Source organism: Streptomyces sp. NPDC057137 (assembly GCF_042670825.1).
Classification (GTDB): Bacteria; Actinomycetota; Actinomycetes; order Streptomycetales; family Streptomycetaceae; genus Streptomyces.
In genome coordinates this window covers 105,487-129,431 of sequence record NZ_JBHUUW010000009.1, presented here as the reverse complement: position 1 = coordinate 129,431, position 23,945 = coordinate 105,487, and the positions used below count along the sequence as shown (strand labels likewise).

The window sequence follows — 23,945 nt, the reverse complement described above, 5'->3', positions numbered from 1 at the left end:
GTCGGCGCGCTACTCCCAGCGGAAGAGACGGGCCGCCGCCCCGAGCCCGAGCACCGCCCAGACCGCCAGCACCCCGAGATCGTCCCAGGGCATCCCCGCACCGTGCTGGAGCACGTCCCGCAGCCCCTCGGAGAGGGCCGAGATCGGCAGCAGACCGAGCAACGTCTGTGCCACCTCGGGGAACTTGTCCATCGGTACGATCACGCCGCCGCCCACCAGCAGCAGCACGAACACCAGATTCGCCGCGGCCAGCGTCGCCTCGGCCTTGAGCGTGCCCGCCATCAGCAGCCCGAGCCCGGAGAACGCGGCCGTCCCGAGGGCGAGCAGCAGAGTCACGGCGAAGGGATTGCCCTCCGGCGACCAGCCGAGCGCGAACGCGATGACCGCCAGCAGCACGATCTGGAGCACTTCCGTCACCAGGACCGAGAGTGTCTTGGCGGTCATCAGGGCCCAGCGCGGCAGGGGCGACGCGCCGAGCCGCTTCAGCACCCCGTAGCGCCGCTCGAAGCCCGTCGCGATGGCCTGTCCGGTGAAGGCCGTCGACATCACGGCCAGCGCGAGGACGCCGGGGGCCAGGAAGTCGACCGACGCGCCCGAGCCCGTGTCGATGATGTCGACGGTCGAGAACAGCACCAGCAGCAGACTCGGGATGATCACGGTCAGCAGCAGCTGCTCACCGTTGCGCAGCAGCATCTTCGTCTCGAAGGCCGTCTGCGCGGCGATCATCCGCGACAGCGGCGCCGCGCCCGGGGCGGGTGTGTACGTACCGGCGCCCGTCCCCGCACCGGTACTCATCTCCGTATCGGTGCTCATGGACGCAGCTCCTTGCCGGTCAGTTCGAGGAAGACGTCCTCCAGCGTGTGCCGCTCGACGGAGATCTTCTCCGGCATCACCCCGTGCTGCGCGCACCAGGACGTCACCGTCGCGAGCAGCTGCGGGTCGATCGTGCCGCCGATCCGGTAGGCGCCCGGCGTCAGTTCGGCGGCGGCCGATCCGTCGGGCAGTGCCTTGAGGAGCGAGCCGACGTCGAGTCCGGGGCGGCCGGTGAAGCGCAGGGTGTTCTCGGCGCCGCCCCGGCACAGCTCCTCGGTGGTGCCGTGCGCCACGACCCGGCCGGCGTCGACGATGGCGACGTCGTCGGCCAGTTCCTCGGCCTCGTCCATGAAGTGCGTGGTGAGCACCGTGGTCACGCCGTCGGCGCGCAGCTCGCGCACCAGGTCCCAGGTGGAGCGGCGGGCCTGCGGGTCGAGCCCCGCGGTCGGCTCGTCCAGGAACACCAGCTCGGGCCGGCCGACGACCGCCATGGCGAGCGAGAGCCGCTGCTGCTGGCCGCCGGAGAGCCGCCGGTAGGCCGTACGGCCGCAGCCGCCGAGCCCGAGACGTTCGATCAGCGCGGTCACGTCCAGCGGGTTCGCGTGCAGTGCGGCCATGTGGCGCAGCATCTCCTCCGCGCGGGCGCCCGAGTACACGCCACCCGACTGGAGCATCACGCCGATCCGGGGGCGCAGCCGCGCCGCGTCGGCCACGGGATCGAGTCCGAGGACGCGTACGGTGCCCTCGTCCGGCCTGCGATAGCCCTCGCAGGTCTCGATCGTGGTGGTCTTGCCGGCTCCGTTGGGGCCGAGGACCGCGGACACCGTGCCCGCCCGGAACACCAGGTCGAGGCCGTTCACGGCGGTCCTGGCCCCGTACCGCTTGACCAGGCCCCGGACCTGGACCACCGGCTCTCCGACGACGCTGCGCATGCCGTGAGTCTAGGCAGCGGCCCCGGGGCCCCGGTTCCGGGGGCGGTCAAACCGCTCGTTCGTGCGGTCGCCCCCGATCTTCTTAGGTGACCCTAAGTGACGAACGGCACGACTCATCGTTTCGGACGCCTGTTGTCACTCGCGAAGGAATTACGCAACAATGGCGTTGTGAAATACGTTGGCGAGGCTCCGCAGGAGGAACTCGCGACCGGTGAGCGTTCCACACGCAACCGGGTCGCGCGCTCCATCCTGGATCACGGCCCGTCCACCGTCTCCGACCTCGCGGGGCGCCTGAAGCTCACCCAGGCCGCCGTCCGCCGTCATCTCGACGCGCTGGCCGCCGACGCCGTCGTGGAGCCGCGCGACCAGCGAGTCTACGGCTCACGCGGGCGTGGCAGGCCCGCCAAGGTCTTCGCCCTCACCGACTGCGGCAGGGACGCCTTCGACCAGTCGTACGACAAGCTCGCCGCCGACGCCATCGACTGGATCGCCCGTGCCGCGGGCGGCGGAGCCAAGGGCGACGCGGCCGTCAGCGCCTTCGCGCGCGACCGGATCGCCACCCAGGCGGGGGCCTACCGGGAAGCCGTCGAGGCCGCCGCGCCCGAGAAGCGCACGGAGGCGCTCGCCAAGGCGCTGAGTGCCGACGGGTACGCTGCTACGGCTCGTAGCGCACCGAACCAGCAGGGCGAGCAGCTCTGCCAGCACCACTGCCCGGTGGCCCACGTGGCCGAGAAGTATCCGCAGTTGTGCGAGGCGGAGACGGAATTCTTCTCCGAACTGCTCGGGACCCATGTGCAACGGCTGGCGACCATCGCCCACGGCGACGGGGTGTGCACGACGTTCATCCCCCACGCCACCGGGCACGGCGCGCCACCGGGTGCCCCGCAGGGCGCCACCCCACAGACCGACACACCGAAGATCAGCCAGCAGACCGATCATCACGCATCCGAAAGCACGGCCGGGAGGAACCCCGCATGACGCTCCCCACGGAGACCGCCCATCCTGAGCTCGACGGACTGGGCAAGTACGAATACGGCTGGGCCGACTCCGACACGGCCGGCGCCACCGCCAAGCGGGGTCTCTCCGAAGAGGTCGTCCGCGACATCTCGTCGAAGAAGAACGAGCCGGAGTGGATGCTCAAGCTCCGTCTCAAGGGCCTGAAGCTCTTCGGCAAGAAGCCCATGCCGAGCTGGGGCTCCGACCTGTCGGGCATCGACTTCGACAACATCAAGTACTTCGTCCGGTCGACGGAGAAGCAGGCGGAGTCCTGGGAGGACCTGCCCGAGGACATCAAGAACACGTACGACAGGCTCGGCATCCCCGAGGCGGAGAAGCAGCGCCTCGTCGCCGGTGTCGCGGCCCAGTACGAGTCCGAGGTCGTCTACCACCAGATCCGTGAGGACCTGGAGGAGCAGGGCGTCATCTTCAAGGACACGGACACCGCCCTCCGGGAGAACCCGGAGCTGTTCCAGGAGTACTTCGGCACGGTCATCCCGGTCGGCGACAACAAGTTCGCCTCGCTGAACTCGGCCGTGTGGTCCGGCGGTTCGTTCATCTACGTGCCGAAGGGCGTGCACGTCGAGATCCCGCTCCAGGCCTACTTCCGTATCAACACGGAGAACATGGGCCAGTTCGAGCGGACGCTGATCATCGTCGACGAGGACGCCTACGTCCACTACGTCGAGGGCTGTACGGCGCCGATCTACTCCTCGGACTCGCTGCACAGCGCCGTGGTCGAGATCATCGTCAAGAAGGGTGGCCGCTGCCGTTACACGACCATCCAGAACTGGTCGAACAACGTCTACAACCTCGTCACCAAGCGTGCCGTGGCCTACGAGGGCGCGACCATGGAATGGGTCGACGGCAACATCGGCTCCAAGGTCACCATGAAGTACCCGGCCGTCTATCTGATGGGCGAGCACGCCAAGGGCGAGACCCTGTCCATCGCCTTCGCGGGCGAGGGCCAGCACCAGGACGCCGGCGCCAAGATGGTGCACATGGCCCCGAACACCTCGTCCAACATCGTCTCCAAGTCGGTGGCGCGAGGCGGCGGCCGTACCTCCTACCGAGGTCTCATCGAGATCGGTGAGGGCGCGCCCGGATCCAAGTCCAACGTGCTCTGCGACGCGCTGCTGGTCGACACCATCTCGCGCTCCGACACCTATCCGTACGTGGACGTCCGTGAGGACGACGTGTCGATGGGGCACGAGGCGACGGTCTCCAAGGTCTCCGAGGACCAGCTCTTCTACCTGATGAGCCGCGGCATGACCGAGTTCGAGGCCATGGCGATGATCGTGCGCGGCTTCGTGGAGCCGATCGCCAAGGAACTGCCCATGGAGTACGCCCTGGAGCTCAACCGGCTGATCGAGCTCCAGATGGAAGGCTCCGTCGGCTGACCCTGCCCCCGGCGGCAGGTTCTCCGCAGCAGCGACCGATTCCCCAAGAGGCAGAGAGAGAGCACGACGACAGCCATGGCTGAGGCTCAGAACATTCCGGTGGGTTCCACCACCGCCGGTTCGATCGCGGTGGCCGCCGAGTCGACCGTCGCCACGCGCATGAGCGCGCCGCCGTCCTACGACGTCGCGGACTTCCCCGTTCCGCACGGCCGCGAGGAGGAGTGGCGGTTCACGCCGCTGGAGCGACTGCGCGGTCTCCAGGACGGAACGGCCGTCGCCGACGGCCGTATCCGTACGGAGGTGTACACCCCCGCGGGTGTCACCCAGGAGACCGTCGGCCGCGACGACCCGCGCGTGGGCAGGGCCGGTACGCCGGTGGACCGGGTGGCCGCCCAGGCGTACACCTCGTTCGAGAAGGCGTCGGTCGTCTCCGTTCCCAAGGAGACGGTGCTCACCGAGCCGATCCGGATCACCGTGCACGGCCAGGGCGGTACCGCCTTCGTGCACCAGGTGATCGAACTGGGCGCCTTCGCCGAGGCGGTCGTGGTCATCGACCACACCGGTGACGCGGTGGTCGCCGCCAACGTCGACTTCCTCGTCGGCGACGGCGCCAAGCTCACCGTCGTGTCCGTGCAGGACTGGGACGCCAAGGCCGTTCATGTCGCCCAGCACAACGCGCTGATCGGCAGGGACGCCTCGTTCAAGTCGATCGTGGTGACCTTCGGCGGCGACGTCGTACGGCTCCACCCGCGCGTGGCCTACGCGGGCCCCGGCGGCGAGGCCGAGCTGTTCGGCCTGTACTTCACCGACAAGGGCCAGCACCAGGAGCACCGCCTCCTGGTCGACCACAACGCGCCGCACTGCAAGTCCAACGCCGTCTACAAGGGCGCGCTCCAGGGCGACGACGCGCACGCCGTCTGGATCGGTGACGTGCTCATCCGCGCCGCCGCCGAGGGCACCGACACCTACGAGATGAACCGGAACCTGGTCCTCACGGACGGTGCCCGGGTCGACTCCGTGCCGAACCTGGAGATCGAGACCGGCGAGATCGCCGGCGCCGGTCACGCCTCGGCCACCGGCCGGTTCGACGACGAGCAGCTCTTCTACCTGATGTCGCGCGGCATCCCGCAGATCGAGGCCCGCCGCCTCGTCATCCGCGGCTTCTTCGCCGAGCTGGTCCAGCAGATCGGACTGCCCGACGTCGAGGAGCGCCTGCTCGGCAAGATCGAGGCGGAGCTGGAGGCATCGGTGTGATGGCCTTCGTCCGTGCATGTGGACTGACCGAGCTGGAGGACGGCACCCCCAAGCGGGTCGAACTCGACGGCATACCGGTCTCCGTCATCCGTACCGAGGGCGAGGTGTTCGCGATCAACGACATCTGCTCGCACGCGAACGTCTCCCTCTCGGAGGGCGAGGTCGAGGACTGCTCGATCGAGTGCTGGCTGCACGGCTCCAGCTTCGACCTGCGGACCGGCAAGCCGAACGGCCTGCCCGCGACGCGCCCCGTCCCCGTATACCCCGTACAGATCCAAGGGGACGATGTGCTCGTCTCCGTCACCCAGGAGTCCTGAGTCAGCCATGGCAACCCTTGAAATCAACGACCTGCACGTCACTGTCGAGGCGGAGGGCGGTGCCCGCGAGATCCTCAAGGGCGTCGACCTGACCGTCAAGCAGGGCGAGACGCACGCCATCATGGGCCCCAACGGCTCCGGCAAGTCGACCCTCGCGTACTCCATCGCGGGCCACCCCAAGTACACGATCACCGGTGGCACCGTGACGCTGGACGGCGAGGACGTCCTGGAGATGACCGTCGACGAGCGCGCCCGCGCCGGGCTCTTCCTCGCGATGCAGTACCCCGTCGAGGTCCCCGGAGTCTCCGTCTCCAACTTCCTGCGCACCTCCGCCACCGCCATGCGCGGCGAGGCACCCAAGCTGCGTACGTGGGTCAAGGAGGTCAGGAGCGCGATGGAGCAGCTCCACATGGACCCGGCGTTCGCGGAGCGCAACGTCAACGAAGGCTTCTCCGGCGGCGAGAAGAAGCGCCACGAGATCCTTCAGCTCGAACTGCTCAAGCCCAAGGTCGCGATCCTCGACGAGACGGACTCCGGTCTGGACGTCGACGCGCTGCGGGTGGTCTCCGAGGGCGTCAACCGCGTCCGGGAGAGCGGAGAGGTCGGCACGCTGCTGATCACGCACTACACGCGGATCCTCCGCTACATCAAGCCCGACTTCGTGCATGTCTTCGCCCAGGGCCGTATCGCCGAGTCCGGCGGCGCGGAGCTGGCGGACAAGCTGGAGAACGAGGGCTACGAGGCGTACGTGAAGGGTGGCGTATCCGCGTGACACAGCCGTCAGGCCTCCTCACCGGGTCGGAACGACTCCTCGACGAGGCGGTCCGTAAGGACTTTCCCCTGCTGGACCGGCTGGTCCACGACGGGAAGAAGATCGTGTACCTGGACAACGCGGCGACGTCGCAGAAGCCGCGCCAGGTCCTCGACGCCCTCAACGAGTACTACGAGCAGCACAACGCCAACGTGCACCGCGGCGTCCATGTGCTCGCCGAGGAGGCCACGGCGCTCTACGAAGGCGCGCGCGACAAGGTCGCCGCGTTCATCAACGCGCCGAGCCGCGACGAGGTGATCTTCACCAAGAACGCCTCCGAGTCGCTCAACCTCGTGGCGAACATGCTGGGCTGGGCCGACGAGCCCTACCGCGTGGACCACGAGACCGAGATCGTCATCACGGAGATGGAGCACCACTCCAACATCGTGCCGTGGCAGCTGCTCTCGCAGCGCACCGGGGCGAAGCTGAAGTGGTTCGGTCTCACCGACGACGGCCGGCTCGACCTGTCGAACATCAACGAGATCATCACCGAGAAGACGAAGATCGTCTCCTTCGTGCTGATCTCGAACATCCTGGGCACGGTCAACCCCGTCGAGGCGATCGTCCGCCGCGCCCAGGAGGTCGGCGCGCTGGTGCTGATCGACGCCTCGCAGGCGGCCCCGCACGTCGCGGTCGACGTGCAGGCGCTCCAGGCCGACTTCGTGGCCTTCACGGGCCACAAGATGTGCGGCCCGACCGGTATCGGCGTCCTGTGGGGCCGCCAGGAGCTGCTGGAGGACCTTCCGCCGTTCCTCGGCGGCGGCGAGATGATCGAGACCGTGTCGATGCACTCCTCGACGTACGCCCCCGCCCCGCACAAGTTCGAGGCGGGTACGCCCCCGATCGCCCAGGCCGTCGGCCTCGGCGCGGCCGTGGACTATCTGAGCGCGATCGGTATGGACAAGATCGCCGCGCACGAGCACGCCATCACCGAGTACGCGGTGAAGCGGCTGCTGGAGGTCCCCTCCTTGCGGATCATCGGCCCGGCCACGGCCGAGGAGCGCGGCGCGACGATCTCCTTCACACTCGGAGACATCCACCCCCACGACGTGGGGCAGGTGCTGGACGAGCAGGGCATCGCCGTCCGGGTCGGTCACCACTGCGCACGGCCGGTCTGCCTGCGGTACGGAATTCCGGCGACCACGCGGGCGTCGTTCTATCTGTACTCCACGCAGTCCGAGGTCGACGCTCTGGTCGACGGGCTGGAGCACGTCCGTAATTTCTTCGGATGAGGGATTGACCGGTGAAGCTGGATTCCATGTACCAGGAAGTCATCCTGGACCACTACAAGCACCCCCACGGGCGCGGCCTGCGGGACGGCGACGCAGAGGTGCACCACGTCAACCCGACGTGCGGTGACGAGATCACGCTCCGCGTGAAGTACGACGGCTCCCGCATCGAGGACGTGTCGTACGAGGGCCAGGGCTGCTCCATCAGCCAGGCCAGCGCGTCCGTGCTGAACGATCTGCTCGTCGGCAAGGAACTCGCAGACGCGCAGAAGATCCAGAGCACGTTCCTGGAGCTGATGCAGTCCAAGGGCAAGATCGAGCCCGACGACGCGATGGAGGAGGTGCTGGAGGACGCCGTGGCGTTCGCCGGCGTCTCCAAGTACCCCGCCCGTGTGAAGTGCGCGCTGCTGAGCTGGATGGCGTGGAAGGACGCGACGGCCCAGGCACTGGGCGACACCGCGCAGAAGGAGACGGCATGAGCGAGAACGAGACCGTGATGATGAAGCCGGCCTCCGAGGAGGAGGTCCGCGAGGCGCTGTACGACGTCGTCGACCCCGAGCTGGGGATCGACGTCGTCAATCTGGGCCTGATCTACGGCGTCCACATCGACGAGTCGAACGTCGCCACCCTCGACATGACGCTGACGTCGGCGGCCTGTCCGCTGACCGACGTGATCGAGGACCAGGCGAAGTCGGCGACGGAGGGCATCGTCAACGAGCTGAAGATCAACTGGGTCTGGATGCCGCCGTGGGGTCCGGACAAGATCACGGACGACGGCCGCGAGCAGTTGCGCGCGCTGGGCTTCAACGTCTGATCACATCTGATCACGTCTGACGACATCTGATTGCTCCGCTCATCAGGCCCGGTGCTCCGAGATTTCTCGGAGCACCGGGCCTGATGGCTTTGTCGGCGGTCAGCCGATCACTTGAGGCCGAAGGCCCTGATGATCTCCTGGTCGACGCCCAGGCCCCCGGGGCCCTCGGCGTGTGCCTTCAGCGAGACGGAGGAGGCGCCTCTGGAGGGCGTCCGCACCTTCGCGGTCCACTGCCCCGACGAGCTCTTGCGCAGCTCCGCCGCACTCCATGTCTTGCCCTCGTCGTAGCTGACCGACAGCGACGCCTTGGTGGCCTTCACCGCACCCGCCAGCCACGCCTGGGTACCGGACTCCAGACCGATCTCGACCCACTTCCCGGCCCTGACGTCACCCGCCAGGTCGGTGTCCACGTCGTAGTCGAGCTGCAGCAGCGGGATGTCGGCCTGCTCGGTGCCCTCGGGCAGGGCGCCGGAGACGAAGTCCCACTCCGTGTGCGTCCGCGTCGAGGTCTTCCATCTGGCCTCGTCCCGAGCCGAGTCGATGACCAGTCGGTACGGCAGCGCGTCCGACGACAGGTCCCAGGCGTAGCCCGCCCGGCCCGCACCCTTCTTGATCAGGGTGTCACCTTGGTAGAAGGCGTACGACGTGGTGTCGTACTCGTCCTCGGGCATCGAGCCGGAGTGGCCCTCGCCCGAGTCGGTCCACGGTGTGATGTTGAACTGGAAGTCGTTGTACGAGGTACGGAACGGCCCCCAGTAGCCCGTACCGAGCCGGGGACCGACCACCGGGGCGAACCACTGGTCGCGGTAGGTCCGGCCCGCCGTGTAGTCGAGCTCCGCGCTCCGTACCTCGTGTGCGGGGCCGGAGTCGGCGGTCAGGACCGAGTGGTTCTCGTACCAGAAGGACGCGCCCGGAAGCGGGGTGACCCACTCGGTCCGGGTGCCCGGGAACTTCTCGTACTCCTCGAAACCGAGGCCGGGGCCGTAGTCCGGGATGTCGTAGCGGTAGCCGGCGCCCAGCTTTTCCTGGTGGCCGTAGAAGGTGTTCTCCACCTTCGCCAGCTGACGCGCCGACGGTGCGAAGGTCAGCGAGCGGTCCGGGATCGCGCCGTCGTGACGGTCGACCAGGTCGTATACGTAGGAGGCGAACTTCCGCTGGTCGAGGGTGACCTTCTTGCCGCGCCGCGCCGCCTCGATCAGCGTCGCGCCCACGATCCGCCGCACCGAGGCGACCGGGATGGTGGTCTCCTCGCCGTACGGGACGTAGGACTCCATCGCGACTCCGCGCTCGTCGTTGACGACCAGGAGCGCCTTCGCGCCCGCGGCGAGCGCGTTGGCCAGCCGCTCCTCGGGCGGGACGGTGTCGCTTCGGGTGACCACCACGGCCTTGCCCTTGACGCTCCGGCCCGTGAAGTCGGCCGCGGCGCCGTCGCCGGCGTAGACGGCCGTCAGTTTCTGCTCGCTGTCCTCGGCGACGACCGAGCCGGCCTGCACGGTGACCGGGACGTCGTGACCGTCGGCCGTGAGGTCGATCAGCTCCTCGCCCTGACGCCAGCGGGTCAGGAAGCTGAAGCTTCCCTCGGTGACCTTCTTCGTGGGGGCCGCCCACAACTGGTCGTAGGTCAGCGGGATCTGGTAGGCGTCGCGCTGGACCACACCCTCGGGGGACGTGCGGGCCATGTCGTACCGCAGCTGGCGGGTCTCCGTCTCCTTCGGCGTGCGCACGTCGACCTTGCGGGCCTTGGAGGCGTCGAGCGTGACGGTGGTGGCCTTGTCGAGGATCGTCTCGGGGGCCGCGAGGAACGCCAGGGCCTTCGAGTCGGCCCGGTCACCGTCGATGTCCGCGGCGGTCCACGCGGTGTAGTTGCCGGGAGGCAGCCGCAGCGTGGTCTCGCCGGAGACCTGGACGACGCCCAGGTTCGGGTCGCCGAGCGCGCCGAGGACGACGTTGCCGTCCATCGGCCGGCCCGCGCGGTCGCGGAGCCGAAGGGTGAGGTCGTACAGCTCCTGCTCCTTGTTGAGCGCGAAGCCGGTGTGCGCGACGGTCGCGCCCGTGGCGTCCTTGGCGACGACCTGACCGGAGAACTGGGTGTCGTTCGCGGCCTTCGTCGGGTCCACCGAGAGGACGGCCTCGGCGGTGGAGCCCGCCGGAACGGTCAGGGTGGAGGTCGACAGGGTGTAGGTCTCGGCGTCCGTACCGGTGGTCAGGTCGAGCGTGATGTCCTTGGCACCCGTGTTGCGGTAGGTGATGGCGCGCTCCGCCACCGGGTCGGACGCGTTGTGCGGCCAGTCGTACGAGGCGACCTCGACCGAGCCGGTGGCCTCGATCGTGGTGTCGATCGCGGCCTTCACGTCCAGCCGGCCGGTGCCCTGCTCGTACGGCGTGTGGTCGGGCAGTTCCTTGGAGGAGCTCATCAGCGCGTCCTTGACGCGCTGACCGGACCAGTCGGGGTGCCGCTGCTTCAGGATGGCGGCGGCGCCGGCGACGTGCGGCGTGGCCATCGAGGTACCGGACATCTGCTGGTACAGGCCCTCGATGCCCGGAACCGACTGCGAGGCGGCGGCGTTGATGTCGACGCCGGGCGCGGACAGGTCCGGCTTCAGACCGTACGACCCGACGAGCGGGCCCATCGAGGAGAAGTCGGCGCGCCGGTCGCTCTTGTCGACGGCGGCGACGGTGAGGGCCTTCGCCGCCGAGCCGGGCGAACCGATGGTGCCCGCGCCGTAGGCGTTGCCCGCGGCGATCACGAAGAGCGGACCGCCGTCGGCCGACAGGGCGTCGACGGCCTGCGACATCGGGTCGGTGCCGTCGTCCGGGACGCTGGAGCCGAGGCTCATGGAGACGACGTCGGCGCCCTCGGCCTTCGCCCACTCCATCGCTTCGATGATGCCGGAGTCCGCGCCCGATCCCTCGTCGCTCAGCACCTTGCCGACGATCAGGTCGGCCGCCGGTGCGACGCCCTTGTTGACCCCGTCCGACGCCGCGCCCGAACCCGCGATGGTGGAGGCGACGTGCGTGCCGTGGCCGTTCTTGTCGTCGACCTCCTCACCCGGCACGAAGCTCTTGGACAGCGTGACGCGGTCCTTGACGTCCGGATGGGTCGCGTCGATGCCGGTGTCCAGGACGGCGACCGTGGTGCCCTTGCCGTCGAAGCCCGCTGCCCACGCCTGCGGGGCGTTGACCTGCGGTACGGAGTCCTTGAGTGTGGCCTCGACCTTGCCGTCGAGCCAGAGCTTGGCGATGCCGCTGTCCAGCGAACGGCTGGTCTCCGTACGGGAGATGGAGCTCCAGAACGTACGGGCGTCGTCCTTGTCGGCCTTCAGCGCCGCGCCGTGGACCGAGTCGAGCCGGGTGACCGTCCTGCTGCCGTCCGGAGCCCCGGGCAGTGAACGGGCCTTGCCCGCCGGGTAGGTGGCGATGAGCGGAATGCCCGCCGAGCGCCGGTCGTCGTAGCCCATCTCGACCAGTGTCGACACGTTGAAGAGACGTCGGTCCAGCGTGCCCGCCGCGAGGAGGGACACCGCCTCGTCGGGGATGACGTAGATGTCCTCCCCGGCCTGCTGCACACGCACGCCGCCCTTCGCGCCCTCGGGGCGGTCGACGGTGACGGTGTCCTGGTCGCCGGCGCCGTCCGAGTAGTGGACGACGTCCCCGGTGACCAGGGTGATGTCGTAGTCCTGGACCTCGGAACCCTGGCGGTCCCCGGCGGTCGGTGGCTTGGGAGCGGCGGCGGCCGGACCGGCCACCGGGAGAATGACGCCGCTCACGAGGGCGACCGAGATCGCTATGAGCGGAGCCCTGAGTCCCGCGCGGGCGGGTCTCGCCCGGCCGGAGACGGAGGAGAGGGAAAATGTCATAGAGCTGATCTACCGGCAAATCAGGGCCGGGAACGGCTTCACCCCTGGCGTGAAACCGCCGTGGCGGTAACCCGCCCGCGCCGGTCGCTCGCGTGGTACCCGGCCTTCGTCAGCGATGTGCCGGCCGGTAGGGAGCGGGCCGGGTGCCCGCCGCCGCGATCAGCGACGGCGCCAGGTCCTCCCTGCGGATGCGCTGGTCGATGTAGAGAAGGTTGAGCACCAGCTGCGGGAAGGTCGTCGAGAAGACCTGGCTGACCAGTTGGCCCACCAGCGCCAGGAGCAGATAGCCGCTCACGGCGACGAAGATCTCGCCCAGGGTCGGCTCGTAGCTGAACTCTCCCGAGCTGAGGGTGTTGGGCAACGCCCCCACCACATTGAGCACTTGCTGGAGCACCAGGCCGGCGATCGAGGCGATCACGAAGGCCAGCAGCGAGATGCCGCAGACGCGCCACCAGGAGCCGCGCACCAGTTGGGCCGAGCGGCGCAGCGCGTCGACGGGGCCGCGCGACTCGATGACGACGACCGCCGGGGCGAGGCTGAACAGCACCCACAGCCAGATCGCCAGGGGCCCGAGGACCAGACTGCCCACGAAGCCCAGGAGGATCAGCCAGGCGGCCGGGTCCCAGCCGCCCGTGGCGGCGAACATGACCACCGTCGAGACCACTCCGGTGATGAACAGCAGTACCGGGATCATCGCGATCAGCCCGCTGAGGAAGACCGTTCCGATCGCGGCCGGCACCCGCGACAGCGCCCGCAGCAGGGTCGCGGCGACCTTGACCGGCCCGCCGAGCACCGCCTCCTGGACGATCAACGGGCAGCAGGTCTGCATCATCGCGGTGGCGAGCAGCAGCGTCGCCATCAGTACGAGCCAGAGGCAGACGAAGGCGACGATCAGCGGCTGTACGTCGTCCCACGCGGGTGTGGAGCGGCCCGGGGTGTCGACGACGGCCGACAGATGGTCGCCGACGGCGGCGTACGCGACGGCCAGCGCCGCACCGCTCACCAGCAACGCGGCGCCGTACACCACCACGGCGACGCCCAGCACCTGCGCCCAGTAGCGGCCCAGCGTCGAGAACGCGCCGCCGAGTATCTCGCCGAGGCCGAGCGGGCTCAGCGGTATGACACCGGGCTTCGGCCCCTGCGGGCGCGACCAGCCGCCCCAGCCGGGCGGGGGACCGCTTCCGTACGGAGGCGGCGGCCCACCGCCGTAAGGGGGCTGACCTCCGTAGGGAGGCTGGTTTCCGTACGGAGGTTGGTTTCCGTACGGCGGCGGACCGCCACCGCCGTACGGCCCGTAACCGCCCGGCGGCCCGCTGTTCGGGCCGCCGCCCCACCCCGCGTCCTGCGTCACTGCTCTGCTCCGATGTGTTATCGCCGACTCCGGCCGGGACACCGTAGCCGCTGGTGCGCCGACCGGGAATTCCGCCATCTTGTGTACGCACGTACGCATCCCATGCGTACACTCGTACACATGGGACTGGCATACGGATTGCTCGCCGTCGCGATCGCGGCGGAGGTGGCCGGTACGACGGCCATGAAGTACAGCGAGGGCTTCACCCGGCTCTGGCCCTCACTGGGAGCCGTGGTCGGCTATGTGCTGGCCTTCGCGCTGCTCGCCCAGACACTCAAGACCCTCTCCGTGGGCACCGCGTACGCGATCTGGGCGGGCGTCGGCACCGCCGCCGTCGCCGCCATCGGCATGGTCTTCCTGAGCGAGGCGGCCACCCCGGCCAAACTCGCCGGCATCGCGCTCGTCATCGGCGGTGTCGTACTCCTCAATCTCGGCGGGGCCCACTGATGGCGCGGCGCTACGACCCCGAGCGACGCCAGCGGATCATCGACGCGGCGATCCGGGTGGTCGGCGGCAGCGGGATCGCGGGGCTGAGCCACCGCACCGTCGCCGCCGAGGCCGATGTGCCGCTCGGCTCCACGACGTATCACTTCGCCTCCCTGGACGAGCTGTTGGTCGCCGCGCTGCGACAGGCCAACGAGGGCTTCGCCACCGCCGTCAGGGAGAGCGGCGCCCTCGCCGACCCGGAGTGCGACATCGCGGACGAGCTGGCCCGTATCACCGGGCGGTGGCTGGCGGCGGACCCCACGAGCGTCGAGCTGGAGTACGAGCTGTACCTCGCCGCCCTGCGCCGCCCCGCGCTGCGGCCCGTGGCCGCCGAGTGGTGCGTCGGGGTCACGACGATCCTCGCCGACCGGGTCGACCCGGTCACCGCCCGCGCGCTGGTCGCGCTGCTCGACGGCATCTGCCTGCAAGTACTGCTCACCGGCAGCGAGTACGACGCCGGCTACACGCGCGAGATGCTCCGCCGGATCCTCGCGGACGGTTCGACGGGGCGTGGAGCGGTCCCGGTAGATTGACCGGATGACCAATCCGCCCGCCAGGTCCGTGCCGGAGCGCGCGCCGGAGTCCGCGCCGGAACCCGTGGCCGTCATAGGCCCCGAGATCACGTACGCGGAGTGCCGGCAGTGCGGCACGCTCATCGCCGGGCTCGACGGCCGCTACAGCTGTGGAGTCTGCGGCTGGGTGAACCACCATTCCGAGGGGCACCGGCTCCTGCCGCGCGCCGAGGACGACACCGGCCGCGCCCCCGGCGACAGCGACGACAACCGGCTCGGCTGAACCGGCTCGGCCGAACCGGCGCGGGCCCGTCGGCCGCGCGTGAACCCGTTGCGGCGCATCGGGGAACAGGCAGTGGAAGCACACCTGAACACGCCGCACACGGAGGGCTCGTGACCGGAAGACCACCGGACGACGACGAGGACGACGCAGCCGTCGTCCGACAGTCCCTGGAGCGCCCGGAAGTCTTCGCGCTCCTCTACGACCGGCACGCCGCCGACATCCACCGCTACGCCGCACGCAGGCTCGGCGACGGCGCCGCCGACGACATCACCGCCGACACCTTCCTGACGGCGTTCCGCATCCGCGCCCGGTTCGACACCACGCGGGACAGCGCGCGCCCCTGGTTGTACGGCATCGCCGCCAACCTGATCGGCAAGCAGCGCCGTAAGGAGGTACGGGGCCTGCGCGCCCTCGCCCGTACCGGCCGCGACCCCGTCGCCGAGTCCTGGGTCGAGCGCGTCGACAGCCGGGTCACCGCGCAGGCCGCGCAGGCCGCGCTCGCCGGGGCCGTCGCCGCCCTGTCCGGCGGCGACCGGCATGTCCTGCTGCTGGTCGCCTGGGCGGACCTCAGCTATCAGGAGGTGGCGGACGCGCTGTCCATACCGATCGGCACGGTCCGGTCGCGGCTCAACAGGGCACGGCGCAAGGTACGTACGGCGCTGGGCGACGACCCCACCCGAGTGACAGACGTTGCGGAGGCGACGATCCATGGATGAGACGACATTCGTGCGTGAACTGCGCGCCGACGCACCGGTACCCGACCGGGCCAGGCTGGCCCCGGGCAGGCAGCGGCTGCTCGACACGGCGTCGTCCGGCGGCCGGCTCCGCAGGCTGCGCTCCGACTGGCGTACGGGGGCAGTCGGAGCCGTCGCCGCGGTCACGGTGGCCGCCGTGACGGTGACCCTGCTGGTGGGCGGGGACGGGCAGGACAAGGCGCCCGCGTCGCTGCTGAGCGGAGCGGGCAAGGTCGGCAGCGCGAAGGACGTGCTGCTGGACGCCGCCGCGATGGTCGAGGACGACCCGGTGCCGCACCCCGGCGCCAAGCAGTGGATCTACACCCGCGAGAGCTCCTACAACGTGACCATGGACGAGAATTCCGGCATCGTGGTCGAACTCCGCCCCGGCGAGAAGCCTCCGCCGGGGGCGACGGTGAGGGCGCCGGTGATGCCGGGCGAGGAGAACACCGTGCTCCTGACGGGCCCGGGGCCGCACGAGGTGGAGGAGTGGATCCCGTTCGGCGATCCGGCCGCGGAGAAGGGCAGGAAGGACGACGACTACTCGGCCCGGGAGATCTACGCACGCCTCGCCGGCCTGCCCGACGACCGGGACAAGGTGCTCGACGAGGTCCTGAGGTTCTATCCGACCGACTCCGAAGGCCCGGAGACGCCCGACCAGCACGCGTTCCGGGCGCTCGGGCTGATGTTCACCGAGCAGCCGATCGTCCATCCCGAGGGGCTGGCGAAGGTCTACCGCGCGATGGCGGAGCTCCCCGGTATCAAGGCGAGCCGGGTCACCGACACCGCCGGCCGGGAGACCGTCGCCATCGGCATGAAGGACGCCGGAGGCGCCGGCGCCGAGATCAGGATGTATCTGCTGGATCCGGCCACGGGTCTGCCGCTCGGGCAGCGGTGGACGGCGACTCAGGACAGCTCGGCGGTTCAGCACATCGGGCCGGACGGGAAGCCGGTCACGGCCGAGCCGTCGACTTCCTGGAAGAAGGGGGACGTCACCATGGAGGACCTCGTGCTGGAATCGGCTCTGGTCGCCAAGGATCGTCAGCGCCCTTGAGCCACGAGCGGCCTCGAACCACGAGGCCCCTCGACCCACGGGGCCCCTCGACCCACGGGGGGGCGGGTGCCCGTACGCCGAGACCGGTTGGCCTCGGCGTACGGGCGCCCGTTAGGTTTCGCTCATGACCGACACGACTGCTACTCGTACCACCGGCGCCGTCGCCGCCGGGCTCGCCACCCTCACCGAGGACGGCACCGTCCTCGACACCTGGTACCCCGCCCCCGCGCTCAGCGACGAGCCGGGCCCCGCCGGCACCGAGCGGCTGACCGCCGACCGTGCGGCCGAACTGCTCGGCGACGCCGCGCGGAAGGCCGTCGGGCCCGACGCGCGCCGCGGGGTCGAGGTCGTCGCCGTCGTCACGGTCATCGCCTCGCTCGACGACAAGCCGCTGGACGCGCACGATGCGTATCTGCGCCTGCACCTGCTCAGCCACCGCCTGGTGAAGCCGCACGGCCAGAGCCTCGACGGCCTCTTCGGCCTGCTCGCCAACGTCGCCTGGACCTCGCTCGGCCCGGTCGCCGTCGACGCGCTGGAGACCGTGCGTCTGAACGCCCGCGCGGAGGGGCTGCACCTCCAGGTCACCTCGGTCGACAAGTTCCCGCGTATGACGGACTACGTCGCCCCCAAGGGCGTCCGGATCGGCGACGCCGACCGCGTCCGTCTCGGTGCGCACCTCGCCGAGGGCACCACCGTGATGCACGAGGGCTTCGTCAACTTCAACGCGGGCACCCTCGGCACCTCCATGGTCGAGGGCCGGATCTCGGCCGGTGTCATCGTGGGCGACGGCTCGGACATCGGCGGCGGGGCCTCCACCATGGGCACCCTCTCCGGCGGTGGCACGGAGCGCATCGTGATCGGTGAGCGCTGCCTCATCGGCGCGGAGGCGGGTGTCGGTATTCCGCTGGGCGACGAGTGTGTCGTCGAGGCGGGTCTCTACATCACGGCGGGTACGCGTGTGACGCTGCCCGACGGGGAGATCGTCAAGGCGCGTGGGCTGTCCGGCGCTTCGAACATCCTCTTCCGCCGCAACTCGGTCACCGGAAAGGTCGAGGCCCGTCCGAACAACGCGGTCTGGGGCGGCCTGAACGACGTTCTGCACAGCAACAACTGACGACGCGTCAGCGCGTACACCAAGGGGGACGGGGATCCGATGACGAGGCGACACCGCCATGCCGCGCTGCTCGCGGGGGCGTTCGTCCTGCTGCTGACGGCGGCGGGCTGTTCGGACGTGAAGGGCGAGATCGAGGCGGAGCAGGGCGGTGGCGCCGGCCCGTCCCGGCCCGTGTCCCCCGAGCGGCTTTCGCCCTCCTACCAGCAGTACGGATCCCCGCCCCCGTCCTCGTCCTCGTCCCCGTCCGTCGGGACGAAGGCGCCCGGCTGCCCGCCGTCCGGCCTCGACGTCGTGATCGGCGGCGAGAACGCGGCCATGGGCATACGCGTGATCACCGTCAAGCTCTGGAACTGCGGCGACAAGCCCTACCGGGTCAAGGGCTACCCGGGCATCGAACTCCTCGACGAGGGCCGCGAGCCGATCGACGTGTCGATCACCCACGGGAAGGACCGCCCGCGGCAGCTGACCCTGGCCCCCAACGGCACCGCCCGCACCAATCTGGAGTGGAACAACCGCGTCACCTCCCTCGACGGAGCCCCTACCCCGGGCGCCCACATCCTCGTCACGCCCGCTCCCGGCGAGGAGCCGATCTCCCTGCCGCTCGGCGTCGACCTCGGCACGGAGGGAACCCTCGACGTGACGGCCTGGACGGCCGACCCTGTCAGTGGCCGGTGATCCAATGGGCCGTATGAACACCGAACGTGCCGATCCCGCCGATCCCGCCGACCTCGACGCGCTGCGCGCCGCCTTCCCGCCCGAGATCCGCCGGCCCCCGCTTGGCTGGGACACCGTGCGTGCCTTCGAGCGGGAGCAGGGCATCGTGCTGCCGGAGCCGTATCGCACGCTGGTCGCCGAGATATGCGACGGCAGCGGTGAGGGTCCCGCCGATGTCGACGGGCTGATCCCGCTGGAGCGTCTGCCGGCGGACTGGGGCCCCGACGACGGGCAGCGCGCCCCCGCGAGGCCGTTCCCGCTCACCGAGGCCTGGGTGTGGGAGGACGACTCCCGGCCGTACGAGGAGATAGAGCCGCTGATCGACGAGGTCGGCAACGACGGCAGCATCGTGCTGGGCACGGACGGCTGCGGGCTCTACTGGCATCTGATCGTCACCGGCGCGCAGCGTGGCCGGATATGGGCCGTGAGTGACGTGGGCGCCGCGCCTTTCGAGGAGGAGTCCGGCTTCGCCGACTGGGTGGCGCGCTGGGCGAAGACGCGTTGACCTCAACCGCACTTCATATCTGAGCATGGTGAGTGACGCCGCACCACGGAGGTGCGGCGAGGAGGGATCACCATGTCCGTGCAGGTCACCACTGTCCCTGAGATCACCCGTCCCGGCGTGGGCGTCGTCAAGGTCAGCACCTGGCGGGTGGGCACGCCCGAACGGCAGCGCGCGGCGGTCGACGCGATCGGCGAGGCCTGGCGGAGCCGCGACTGGCCGGACGGCGGCCTCCTCTCGTACAGCGTCCTGGTCGGCGAGGACGGCGAGACGCTCCTGCACTACTCGCAGTGGCGCGACGAGGCGGCCTACCAGGACTTCTTCCGTACGGGCCGGGACGAGCGCAACGCGGAGATCGACGCCGCCGTGCCGGGGATCGAGCGGCTCGGGCTCGGCTCGTACGAGCTGTACCGCAGTGGGGAGTTGGCCGAGGGGGACACTCGGGTGCCGGGCTGCGTGGTGATCGTGGACATCGAGTTCGAGGGACCCGATGCGGCGCGGCAGCGGGAGTGGACGGACACCGTCTTCGCGGCTCTCGACAACGATCCCTACGAGCGGTCGGCCGGGATCGCCGCGTACTTCCACGCGAGTACGGACGGGACGCGGGTGCTCAACTACGCCGAGTGGGAGAGCGCGGAGGGCCACATCGCGGCGCTCGAAGCGCCCGGGGACGGCGTCGGTTCGAGCACGGAGCAGTGGGAGAAGGTGCGGAACTTCCCGGGGCTCGCGGGCAGCACGGTCAACAGGTACACGCCCGCGATCAGCCTCACCGCGGGCTGAGAGCGCGGCTGGAGCGCGGTGGTCCGGCCGTATGTGGGGTACGGCCGGGCCACCGCCGTTCAGGGTCGGGGCAGGGTCGGTTCAGGCGGACGCGGGCCCGGTCACGGGCGGAAGCGCAGCACCTGCGGGTCGTGGTCGCTGTTCTGGTCGGCGAACTCGGCGTTGATGTGGACGCTGTCGTAGTCGAAGTCGTCGACCGCCGGGCTCGTCAGGATCTGGTCGAGAACCTGGCTGTTGCCCTGGTAGACGTACGAGTAACGCTCCGGCGCCGGGAGGGACTTGATCCCCGGGTACAGCGCGCCGCCGGCGGTGAGCGTCTTCGTGGTCGTGGAGAACTCGAAGTCGTTGATGTCACCGACCACCAGGACGTCGGCACTCCGCTGGATCTTGAGAAGGTCCTTCACGAAGGTGTTGACGGCCTGCGCCTGGAGGTGCCGCTGCGCCTCGGAGATCCGGTTCGGCGGCTGGTGGTGCGAGACGATGCTCTCGTCGCCGCCCTTGGAGCCGAAGTGGTTGGCGATCACGACGACCGGCTTGCCGCGGAAGACGAACTCACCGGCCAGCGGCTTGCGGCTGTCGGTCCAGGCGGCGTTCGTCGGGTCGATCCGGCCGGGGGAGAGGCTCAGCGCGGCCTTGCCGTCGGTCCGTACGGCCTCGGTCGCCGTCGTGGCGTCGCCGCCCGCGCGGTCGGTGAAGGAGACGCACTCGGGGTTGAAGAGGAAGACCTGGCGGATGTTGCCGCCGGGCTCGCCGCCGTCGGTCTTGTTCTCGGGGTCGATGGTCCGCGCCTCGTACGCCGGGCCGCCGGCCGCGACGATCGCCGCGGTGAACTTGGCGATCGTGGCGTCGGCGGAGACGGTGCCGTCGTCCTTCGCGCCGTTGTCGTCCTGGATCTCCTCCAGCGCCAGGATGTCCGGCGACGCCAGGTTGCCGACGACGGCGCCGGCGAGCGCGTCGAACTTCTCCTGCGGGTCGGACGGGTCGAGGTTCTCGACGTTGTACGTCGCCACGGCCAGCTCGTCGCGGCGCTGCGCACGGGTCGTCTCGGGCTTCGCGCCACCGCCGGTGACCTTGCCGAGCGTGCGGGCGGTCAGCGTGTAGCCGCCGAACTGGTTGAAGTCCAGGGGGCCTTCGGTGTCGCCCGACAGTACGTCGCCGACATCGGCCTTCGGGAACGGCTGCTCGGCGACCGGGGCCAGCTGCTGGATCTGGAGCCGGCCGGTGTTCTGGTCGTCGTAGCCGCCGTAGACCGTGCCGCCGCGGCGGTTCTCGTTCTCGCTCGGCTTGACCGTCACCCACAGCTCCGAGTACGGGTCGGTGGCGCCGACCACGCGCGAGGTGCCGACGCGGACGTTGGTGCCCTCCAGCGACTCGTAGTAGTCCAGCGCGTAGCTCTTGGGCTTCAGCTGAAGGCCGTTGATGCTGTTGCCGGTCGCGGCGGTGCCCTTCGGGGCGTACGCGGCCGGTACGGACTTGGCGGAGATGGTCACCGGCGCGGGGACCTTGTTGCCGGAGGAGACGACCGTGATCTTCGGCGACGAGATCTGGGTGAGGGACTGGTTCCCGGAGGCGGCGCCGCCGGGAATGTACTCGGTGACCGTGCCGGACACCTTGATCGAGTCGCCCACGGCGACCGTCGGCACGGCGTTGGTGAAGACGAAGATGCCCTCGCTCGTCGCCGCGTCCTTGTCGGGGTTCGGGTCCTGGAACCAGAAGCCCCGGGAGCCGTAGGTCCGAACACCGGTGACGATGCCCGGGACGTCCGCCACCGGGGTGCCCACGAGCGGCGATATCCGGCCACTGCCCTGGATGCCGTGGATCCTGACGTCGGCGGCCGAGGCCGAGGAGGATCCGGCGAGCAGACCGGCGGCGAGTGCGGCGGCGACGAGGGCGGAAACCGCGGCCGTTCTCGGTACGGATGAAGGCATTACGGGACTCCGGGAAGTGAGGAAGGGCTGCGGGAGGGGGGCGGCGTGGAGACGTAGTTCTACGCGCGTCAATCTCTTGCGTGGGCCCATGTGTTGTCAAGGGTGTCCGGGTGTACGCCCGTTGTCGGCCAAGTGAACCGGGTGGGATGGGGTGAAATACGTCTACGCTTGGGCGCCCTGGACCCCGTAAGGCGCAAGGAGAATCACCAGATGTCCGGAGACCGCCCCACTCTGCCGCCGGTGCGGCTGCCCTCGGACGCGGAGCTGGCGCGGGACGCGCTCGCCGTACCGCTGCTCGCCAGGGCGGTGCGCCTCGCCCGCTGGGCCGGGCCGGGGACACGCGTCGGCGCGGGCGGTGAACTCGTCGACGAGCAACTGCCCGACGCGGCCGAGGTGCTGGGACTCCTCGGGACCGAGAGCCCGGAGCCGACGGAGAGCGACGAGGCGCTGGCGGCGCAGGCACGGGCCGACGCCGAGGCCGAGGCGAGCGAGGCGTGGCGGGTGGCCGTGGACACGGGGCTGGTCGAGGTCGAGGACGCGGATGACGACGCCTCGGACTCCCACGACTCTCAGGATGCCGACGGCACCGTGAGCGCCGGGGCCGCGCTCGAACTGATCACCTCCGGCAGCCCGCAGGACATCCTCTCCCTCTGGCTGGACGCCCTGGACGTCGTGTTCGCGGACGCGACGGCGCCCGTTCTGGAGGATCTGGCCGGCGCGATCGGCGACGACGGCGAGATCGACCTCGACGCGCTGGACTGGGACCCGGAGGTGGAGGCGGAGTTCCTGGAGGGCGTCCTCGGGAATCTGTATCTGCTCACGGTCGGAGAGGGCGGGACGGACCCCGTCCCCGTACCCCTGCCGGTCCTCGCCGCGTCGATGATCGTGCCCGACGACATGGGCGAGCCCACCGACGACGTCCTGGAGCAGGTGTCGGAGGCGATGATGCGGCTGGACGACCAGTTCGCGCTGCTGGAGCCGATCGGGCTCGTCACGTACGTGCCCGTGGACGAGGCCCTGATGGTCGAGGACTCCGAGGCCGGCTCCGACGCCGTACCGTCCGGCGACGACGAGGACGTGTCCCGGTACGGCGTCGTCACGCTGACCCCGCTCGGTCTGCACGGCATCAGGTCCCGGATGCGCGACGCGGGCGTCGAGGCGCCCGCTGTCGGCGACCTGGCCGAGAAGGGCGCGGACGCGCTGCTCGAGGGCGTCGCGCACTTCCCGGAGCCGGCCGCCCGCGCCGAGACCGAACAGTGGCTGGCCCGCCGCGGGGCCGCCGCCGCGGCACGCGAACTCCTCGTCGCCGCCAAGGGAACCGACCCGGGCGCCCCGCTGCGCCGGTTGCACTGCCAGCAGTCCCTCGCGCTCGTCGGCGCCGAGGCGGAGCCCGCGGTGCGCGAGGTCCTGGACGACCCGGAGCTGGGCGGCCTCGCCCGCGTCTGGCTCGCCGAACTGGGGGCGGCCGACGTGCCGCCGCCGCCCGAGTCGATGATCTTCTGGCTGGCGATCGACACGATCGCGGCCCAACTCGACGCGGAGGGCGAGCCGGTGGAGCTCCAGGAGCTGGTGGAGGGCCTGGTCGGCCAGCACAGCGGCTTCTTCGACGCGGCATGGCGGGTGGACCACCCGGCGACGGCGGACGTCCTGGAGGCGATGGGCCGTCTGCACCAGGACCGCAAATCGGCGAAGGAGGCCCGCAAGGCGGCGTTCAAGGCGAGGTCGCGCAGCGGGGGGTGAGGCGGGTGGGCGGGGCCGGGTGCCGCGGGCAACGACTCGGCCGGGTGGCCGTGCCACGCGGCGCCGGGCCGCGCCTTGCGCCACGGCCCGCAGGGCCGCCGCCGCCCTCATGTGCGTCGCCCTCGCGGGCCGAGGGCAGCAGCCCCAGCGGCGCGTTGCGCCGCCGGGCTCGCGTGGCCGGTGCGGGTAAGCGGGCTTGTCCGGTGGCCGGACGGGGTCGGGCCACTGCAACTCCCTTACCGCGGAGCCCACTTCATCGAGACCCACGCCTCGTCGCCGCCGATCGTGCGCCGCGCTGCGGCGCTGGGCTCGCGGGGCCGGTGC

General features: G+C 70.3%; 23 protein-coding genes. 18 read left to right on the top strand and 5 right to left on the bottom strand.

All coding sequences use genetic code 11. The features are described 5' to 3' along the window. Positions 1 to 9 precede the first annotated feature (9 nt). Positions 10 to 813 (bottom strand): ABC transporter permease, encoded by an 804-nt coding sequence (locus ACFT9I_RS10680; protein ID WP_382562815.1) that lies wholly within the window; start codon positions 811 to 813, stop codon positions 10 to 12. Beyond that, positions 810 to 1,745 (bottom strand): ABC transporter ATP-binding protein, encoded by a 936-nt coding sequence (locus tag ACFT9I_RS10675; RefSeq protein ID WP_382562813.1) that lies wholly within the window; start codon positions 1,743 to 1,745, stop codon positions 810 to 812. The genes ACFT9I_RS10680 and ACFT9I_RS10675 overlap by 4 nt, the downstream gene beginning before the upstream one ends. Before the next feature lie 168 nt (positions 1,746 to 1,913). Between ACFT9I_RS10675 and ACFT9I_RS10670 the strand changes: the two genes are divergently transcribed. The 8 genes from ACFT9I_RS10670 (at position 1,914) to ACFT9I_RS10635 (ending at position 8,566) form a co-directional block, all read left to right on the top strand. After that, positions 1,914 to 2,723: a helix-turn-helix transcriptional regulator gene (locus ACFT9I_RS10670; protein WP_382562811.1), complete on the top strand. Its 810-nt coding sequence runs from the start codon at positions 1,914 to 1,916 to the stop codon at positions 2,721 to 2,723. Further along, positions 2,720 to 4,141 carry a Fe-S cluster assembly protein SufB gene (sufB, locus tag ACFT9I_RS10665; RefSeq protein WP_382562809.1) on the top strand — a complete coding sequence of 474 codons (1,422 nt, stop codon included), beginning with the start codon at positions 2,720 to 2,722 and terminating at the stop codon, positions 4,139 to 4,141. The genes ACFT9I_RS10670 and sufB overlap by 4 nt, the downstream gene beginning before the upstream one ends. 75 nt (positions 4,142 to 4,216) lie before the next feature. Next, positions 4,217 to 5,395 (top strand): Fe-S cluster assembly protein SufD, encoded by a 1,179-nt coding sequence (gene sufD / locus ACFT9I_RS10660; RefSeq protein ID WP_382562807.1) that lies wholly within the window; start codon positions 4,217 to 4,219, stop codon positions 5,393 to 5,395. Beyond that, positions 5,395 to 5,712, top strand: coding sequence for a bifunctional 3-phenylpropionate/cinnamic acid dioxygenase ferredoxin subunit (locus ACFT9I_RS10655; RefSeq protein ID WP_354607186.1), 318 nt, complete (start codon positions 5,395 to 5,397; stop codon positions 5,710 to 5,712). The genes sufD and ACFT9I_RS10655 overlap by 1 nt, the downstream gene beginning before the upstream one ends. Positions 5,713 to 5,719: 7 nt before the next feature. Further along, a complete protein-coding gene (gene sufC / locus ACFT9I_RS10650; RefSeq protein WP_354607185.1) occupies positions 5,720 to 6,484 on the top strand; it encodes a Fe-S cluster assembly ATPase SufC in 765 nt (254 codons plus the stop codon). After that, complete coding sequence (locus ACFT9I_RS10645) at positions 6,481 to 7,755, top strand: cysteine desulfurase (RefSeq protein WP_382562805.1); 1,275 nt, start codon at positions 6,481 to 6,483, stop codon at positions 7,753 to 7,755. Before sufC ends, ACFT9I_RS10645 begins: the two co-directional genes overlap by 4 nt. 11 nt (positions 7,756 to 7,766) lie before the next feature. Next, the gene (sufU, locus tag ACFT9I_RS10640) at positions 7,767 to 8,231 is read left to right on the top strand and encodes a Fe-S cluster assembly sulfur transfer protein SufU (protein WP_382562803.1); all 465 of its coding nucleotides are present in this window, start codon (positions 7,767 to 7,769) and stop codon (positions 8,229 to 8,231) included. Further along, positions 8,228 to 8,566: a metal-sulfur cluster assembly factor gene (locus ACFT9I_RS10635; RefSeq protein ID WP_023542537.1), complete on the top strand. Its 339-nt coding sequence runs from the start codon at positions 8,228 to 8,230 to the stop codon at positions 8,564 to 8,566. Before sufU ends, ACFT9I_RS10635 begins: the two co-directional genes overlap by 4 nt. Before the next feature lie 107 nt (positions 8,567 to 8,673). Here the strand turns inward: ACFT9I_RS10635 and ACFT9I_RS10630 are convergent, their stop codons facing one another. Both ACFT9I_RS10630 and ACFT9I_RS10625 read right to left on the bottom strand, forming a co-directional pair. Next, positions 8,674 to 12,423 carry a S8 family serine peptidase gene (locus ACFT9I_RS10630; protein ID WP_382562801.1) on the bottom strand — a complete coding sequence of 1,250 codons (3,750 nt, stop codon included), beginning with the start codon at positions 12,421 to 12,423 and terminating at the stop codon, positions 8,674 to 8,676. 109 nt (positions 12,424 to 12,532) lie between these two features. Further along, positions 12,533 to 13,774, bottom strand: a complete 1,242-nt coding sequence (locus ACFT9I_RS10625) for a hypothetical protein (RefSeq protein WP_382562799.1) — start codon at positions 13,772 to 13,774, stop codon at positions 12,533 to 12,535. Between the two features lie 120 nt (positions 13,775 to 13,894). Between ACFT9I_RS10625 and ACFT9I_RS10620 the strand changes: the two genes are divergently transcribed. The 9 genes from ACFT9I_RS10620 to ACFT9I_RS10580 all read left to right on the top strand — a co-directional run bounded on the left by ACFT9I_RS10620 (position 13,895) and on the right by ACFT9I_RS10580 (position 19,953). Further along, positions 13,895 to 14,221, top strand: coding sequence for a DMT family transporter (locus ACFT9I_RS10620; RefSeq protein ID WP_382562797.1), 327 nt, complete (start codon positions 13,895 to 13,897; stop codon positions 14,219 to 14,221). Then, entirely contained in the window at positions 14,221 to 14,793 is a 573-nt protein-coding gene (locus tag ACFT9I_RS10615) for a TetR/AcrR family transcriptional regulator (protein WP_382562796.1), read from the top strand. Before ACFT9I_RS10620 ends, ACFT9I_RS10615 begins: the two co-directional genes overlap by 1 nt. Before the next feature lie 4 nt (positions 14,794 to 14,797). Next, positions 14,798 to 15,055 (top strand): hypothetical protein, encoded by a 258-nt coding sequence (locus ACFT9I_RS10610; protein ID WP_382562794.1) that lies wholly within the window; start codon positions 14,798 to 14,800, stop codon positions 15,053 to 15,055. A gap of 110 nt (positions 15,056 to 15,165) precedes the next feature. Then, on the top strand, positions 15,166 to 15,771 hold the full coding sequence (locus ACFT9I_RS10605; RefSeq protein WP_382562792.1) for an RNA polymerase sigma factor: 606 nt from the start codon (positions 15,166 to 15,168) through the stop codon (positions 15,769 to 15,771). Further along, positions 15,764 to 16,843 carry a CU044_5270 family protein gene (locus ACFT9I_RS10600; RefSeq protein ID WP_382562791.1) on the top strand — a complete coding sequence of 360 codons (1,080 nt, stop codon included), beginning with the start codon at positions 15,764 to 15,766 and terminating at the stop codon, positions 16,841 to 16,843. Before ACFT9I_RS10605 ends, ACFT9I_RS10600 begins: the two co-directional genes overlap by 8 nt. Positions 16,844 to 16,967: 124 nt before the next feature. Then, complete coding sequence (dapD, locus tag ACFT9I_RS10595; RefSeq protein WP_382562789.1) at positions 16,968 to 17,957, top strand: 2,3,4,5-tetrahydropyridine-2,6-dicarboxylate N-succinyltransferase; 990 nt, start codon at positions 16,968 to 16,970, stop codon at positions 17,955 to 17,957. Between the two features lie 39 nt (positions 17,958 to 17,996). After that, positions 17,997 to 18,632, top strand: coding sequence for a DUF4232 domain-containing protein (locus ACFT9I_RS10590; RefSeq protein ID WP_382562787.1), 636 nt, complete (start codon positions 17,997 to 17,999; stop codon positions 18,630 to 18,632). 13 nt (positions 18,633 to 18,645) lie between these two features. Further along, complete coding sequence (locus ACFT9I_RS10585; RefSeq protein ID WP_382562785.1) at positions 18,646 to 19,176, top strand: SMI1/KNR4 family protein; 531 nt, start codon at positions 18,646 to 18,648, stop codon at positions 19,174 to 19,176. Positions 19,177 to 19,248: 72 nt separating this feature from the next. Continuing rightward, positions 19,249 to 19,953 carry an antibiotic biosynthesis monooxygenase gene (locus tag ACFT9I_RS10580; protein WP_382562783.1) on the top strand — a complete coding sequence of 235 codons (705 nt, stop codon included), beginning with the start codon at positions 19,249 to 19,251 and terminating at the stop codon, positions 19,951 to 19,953. A gap of 101 nt (positions 19,954 to 20,054) precedes the next feature. Here ACFT9I_RS10580 and ACFT9I_RS10575 read toward each other — a convergent pair whose 3' ends face one another. After that, positions 20,055 to 21,881, bottom strand: coding sequence for an endonuclease/exonuclease/phosphatase family protein (locus ACFT9I_RS10575; RefSeq protein ID WP_382562781.1), 1,827 nt, complete (start codon positions 21,879 to 21,881; stop codon positions 20,055 to 20,057). 210 nt (positions 21,882 to 22,091) lie between these two features. On the opposite strand from ACFT9I_RS10575, the gene ACFT9I_RS10570 reads away from it, so the two are divergent. Then, on the top strand, positions 22,092 to 23,621 hold the full coding sequence (locus tag ACFT9I_RS10570) for a hypothetical protein (RefSeq protein ID WP_382562779.1): 1,530 nt from the start codon (positions 22,092 to 22,094) through the stop codon (positions 23,619 to 23,621). Positions 23,622 to 23,945: the final 324 nt, after the last annotated feature.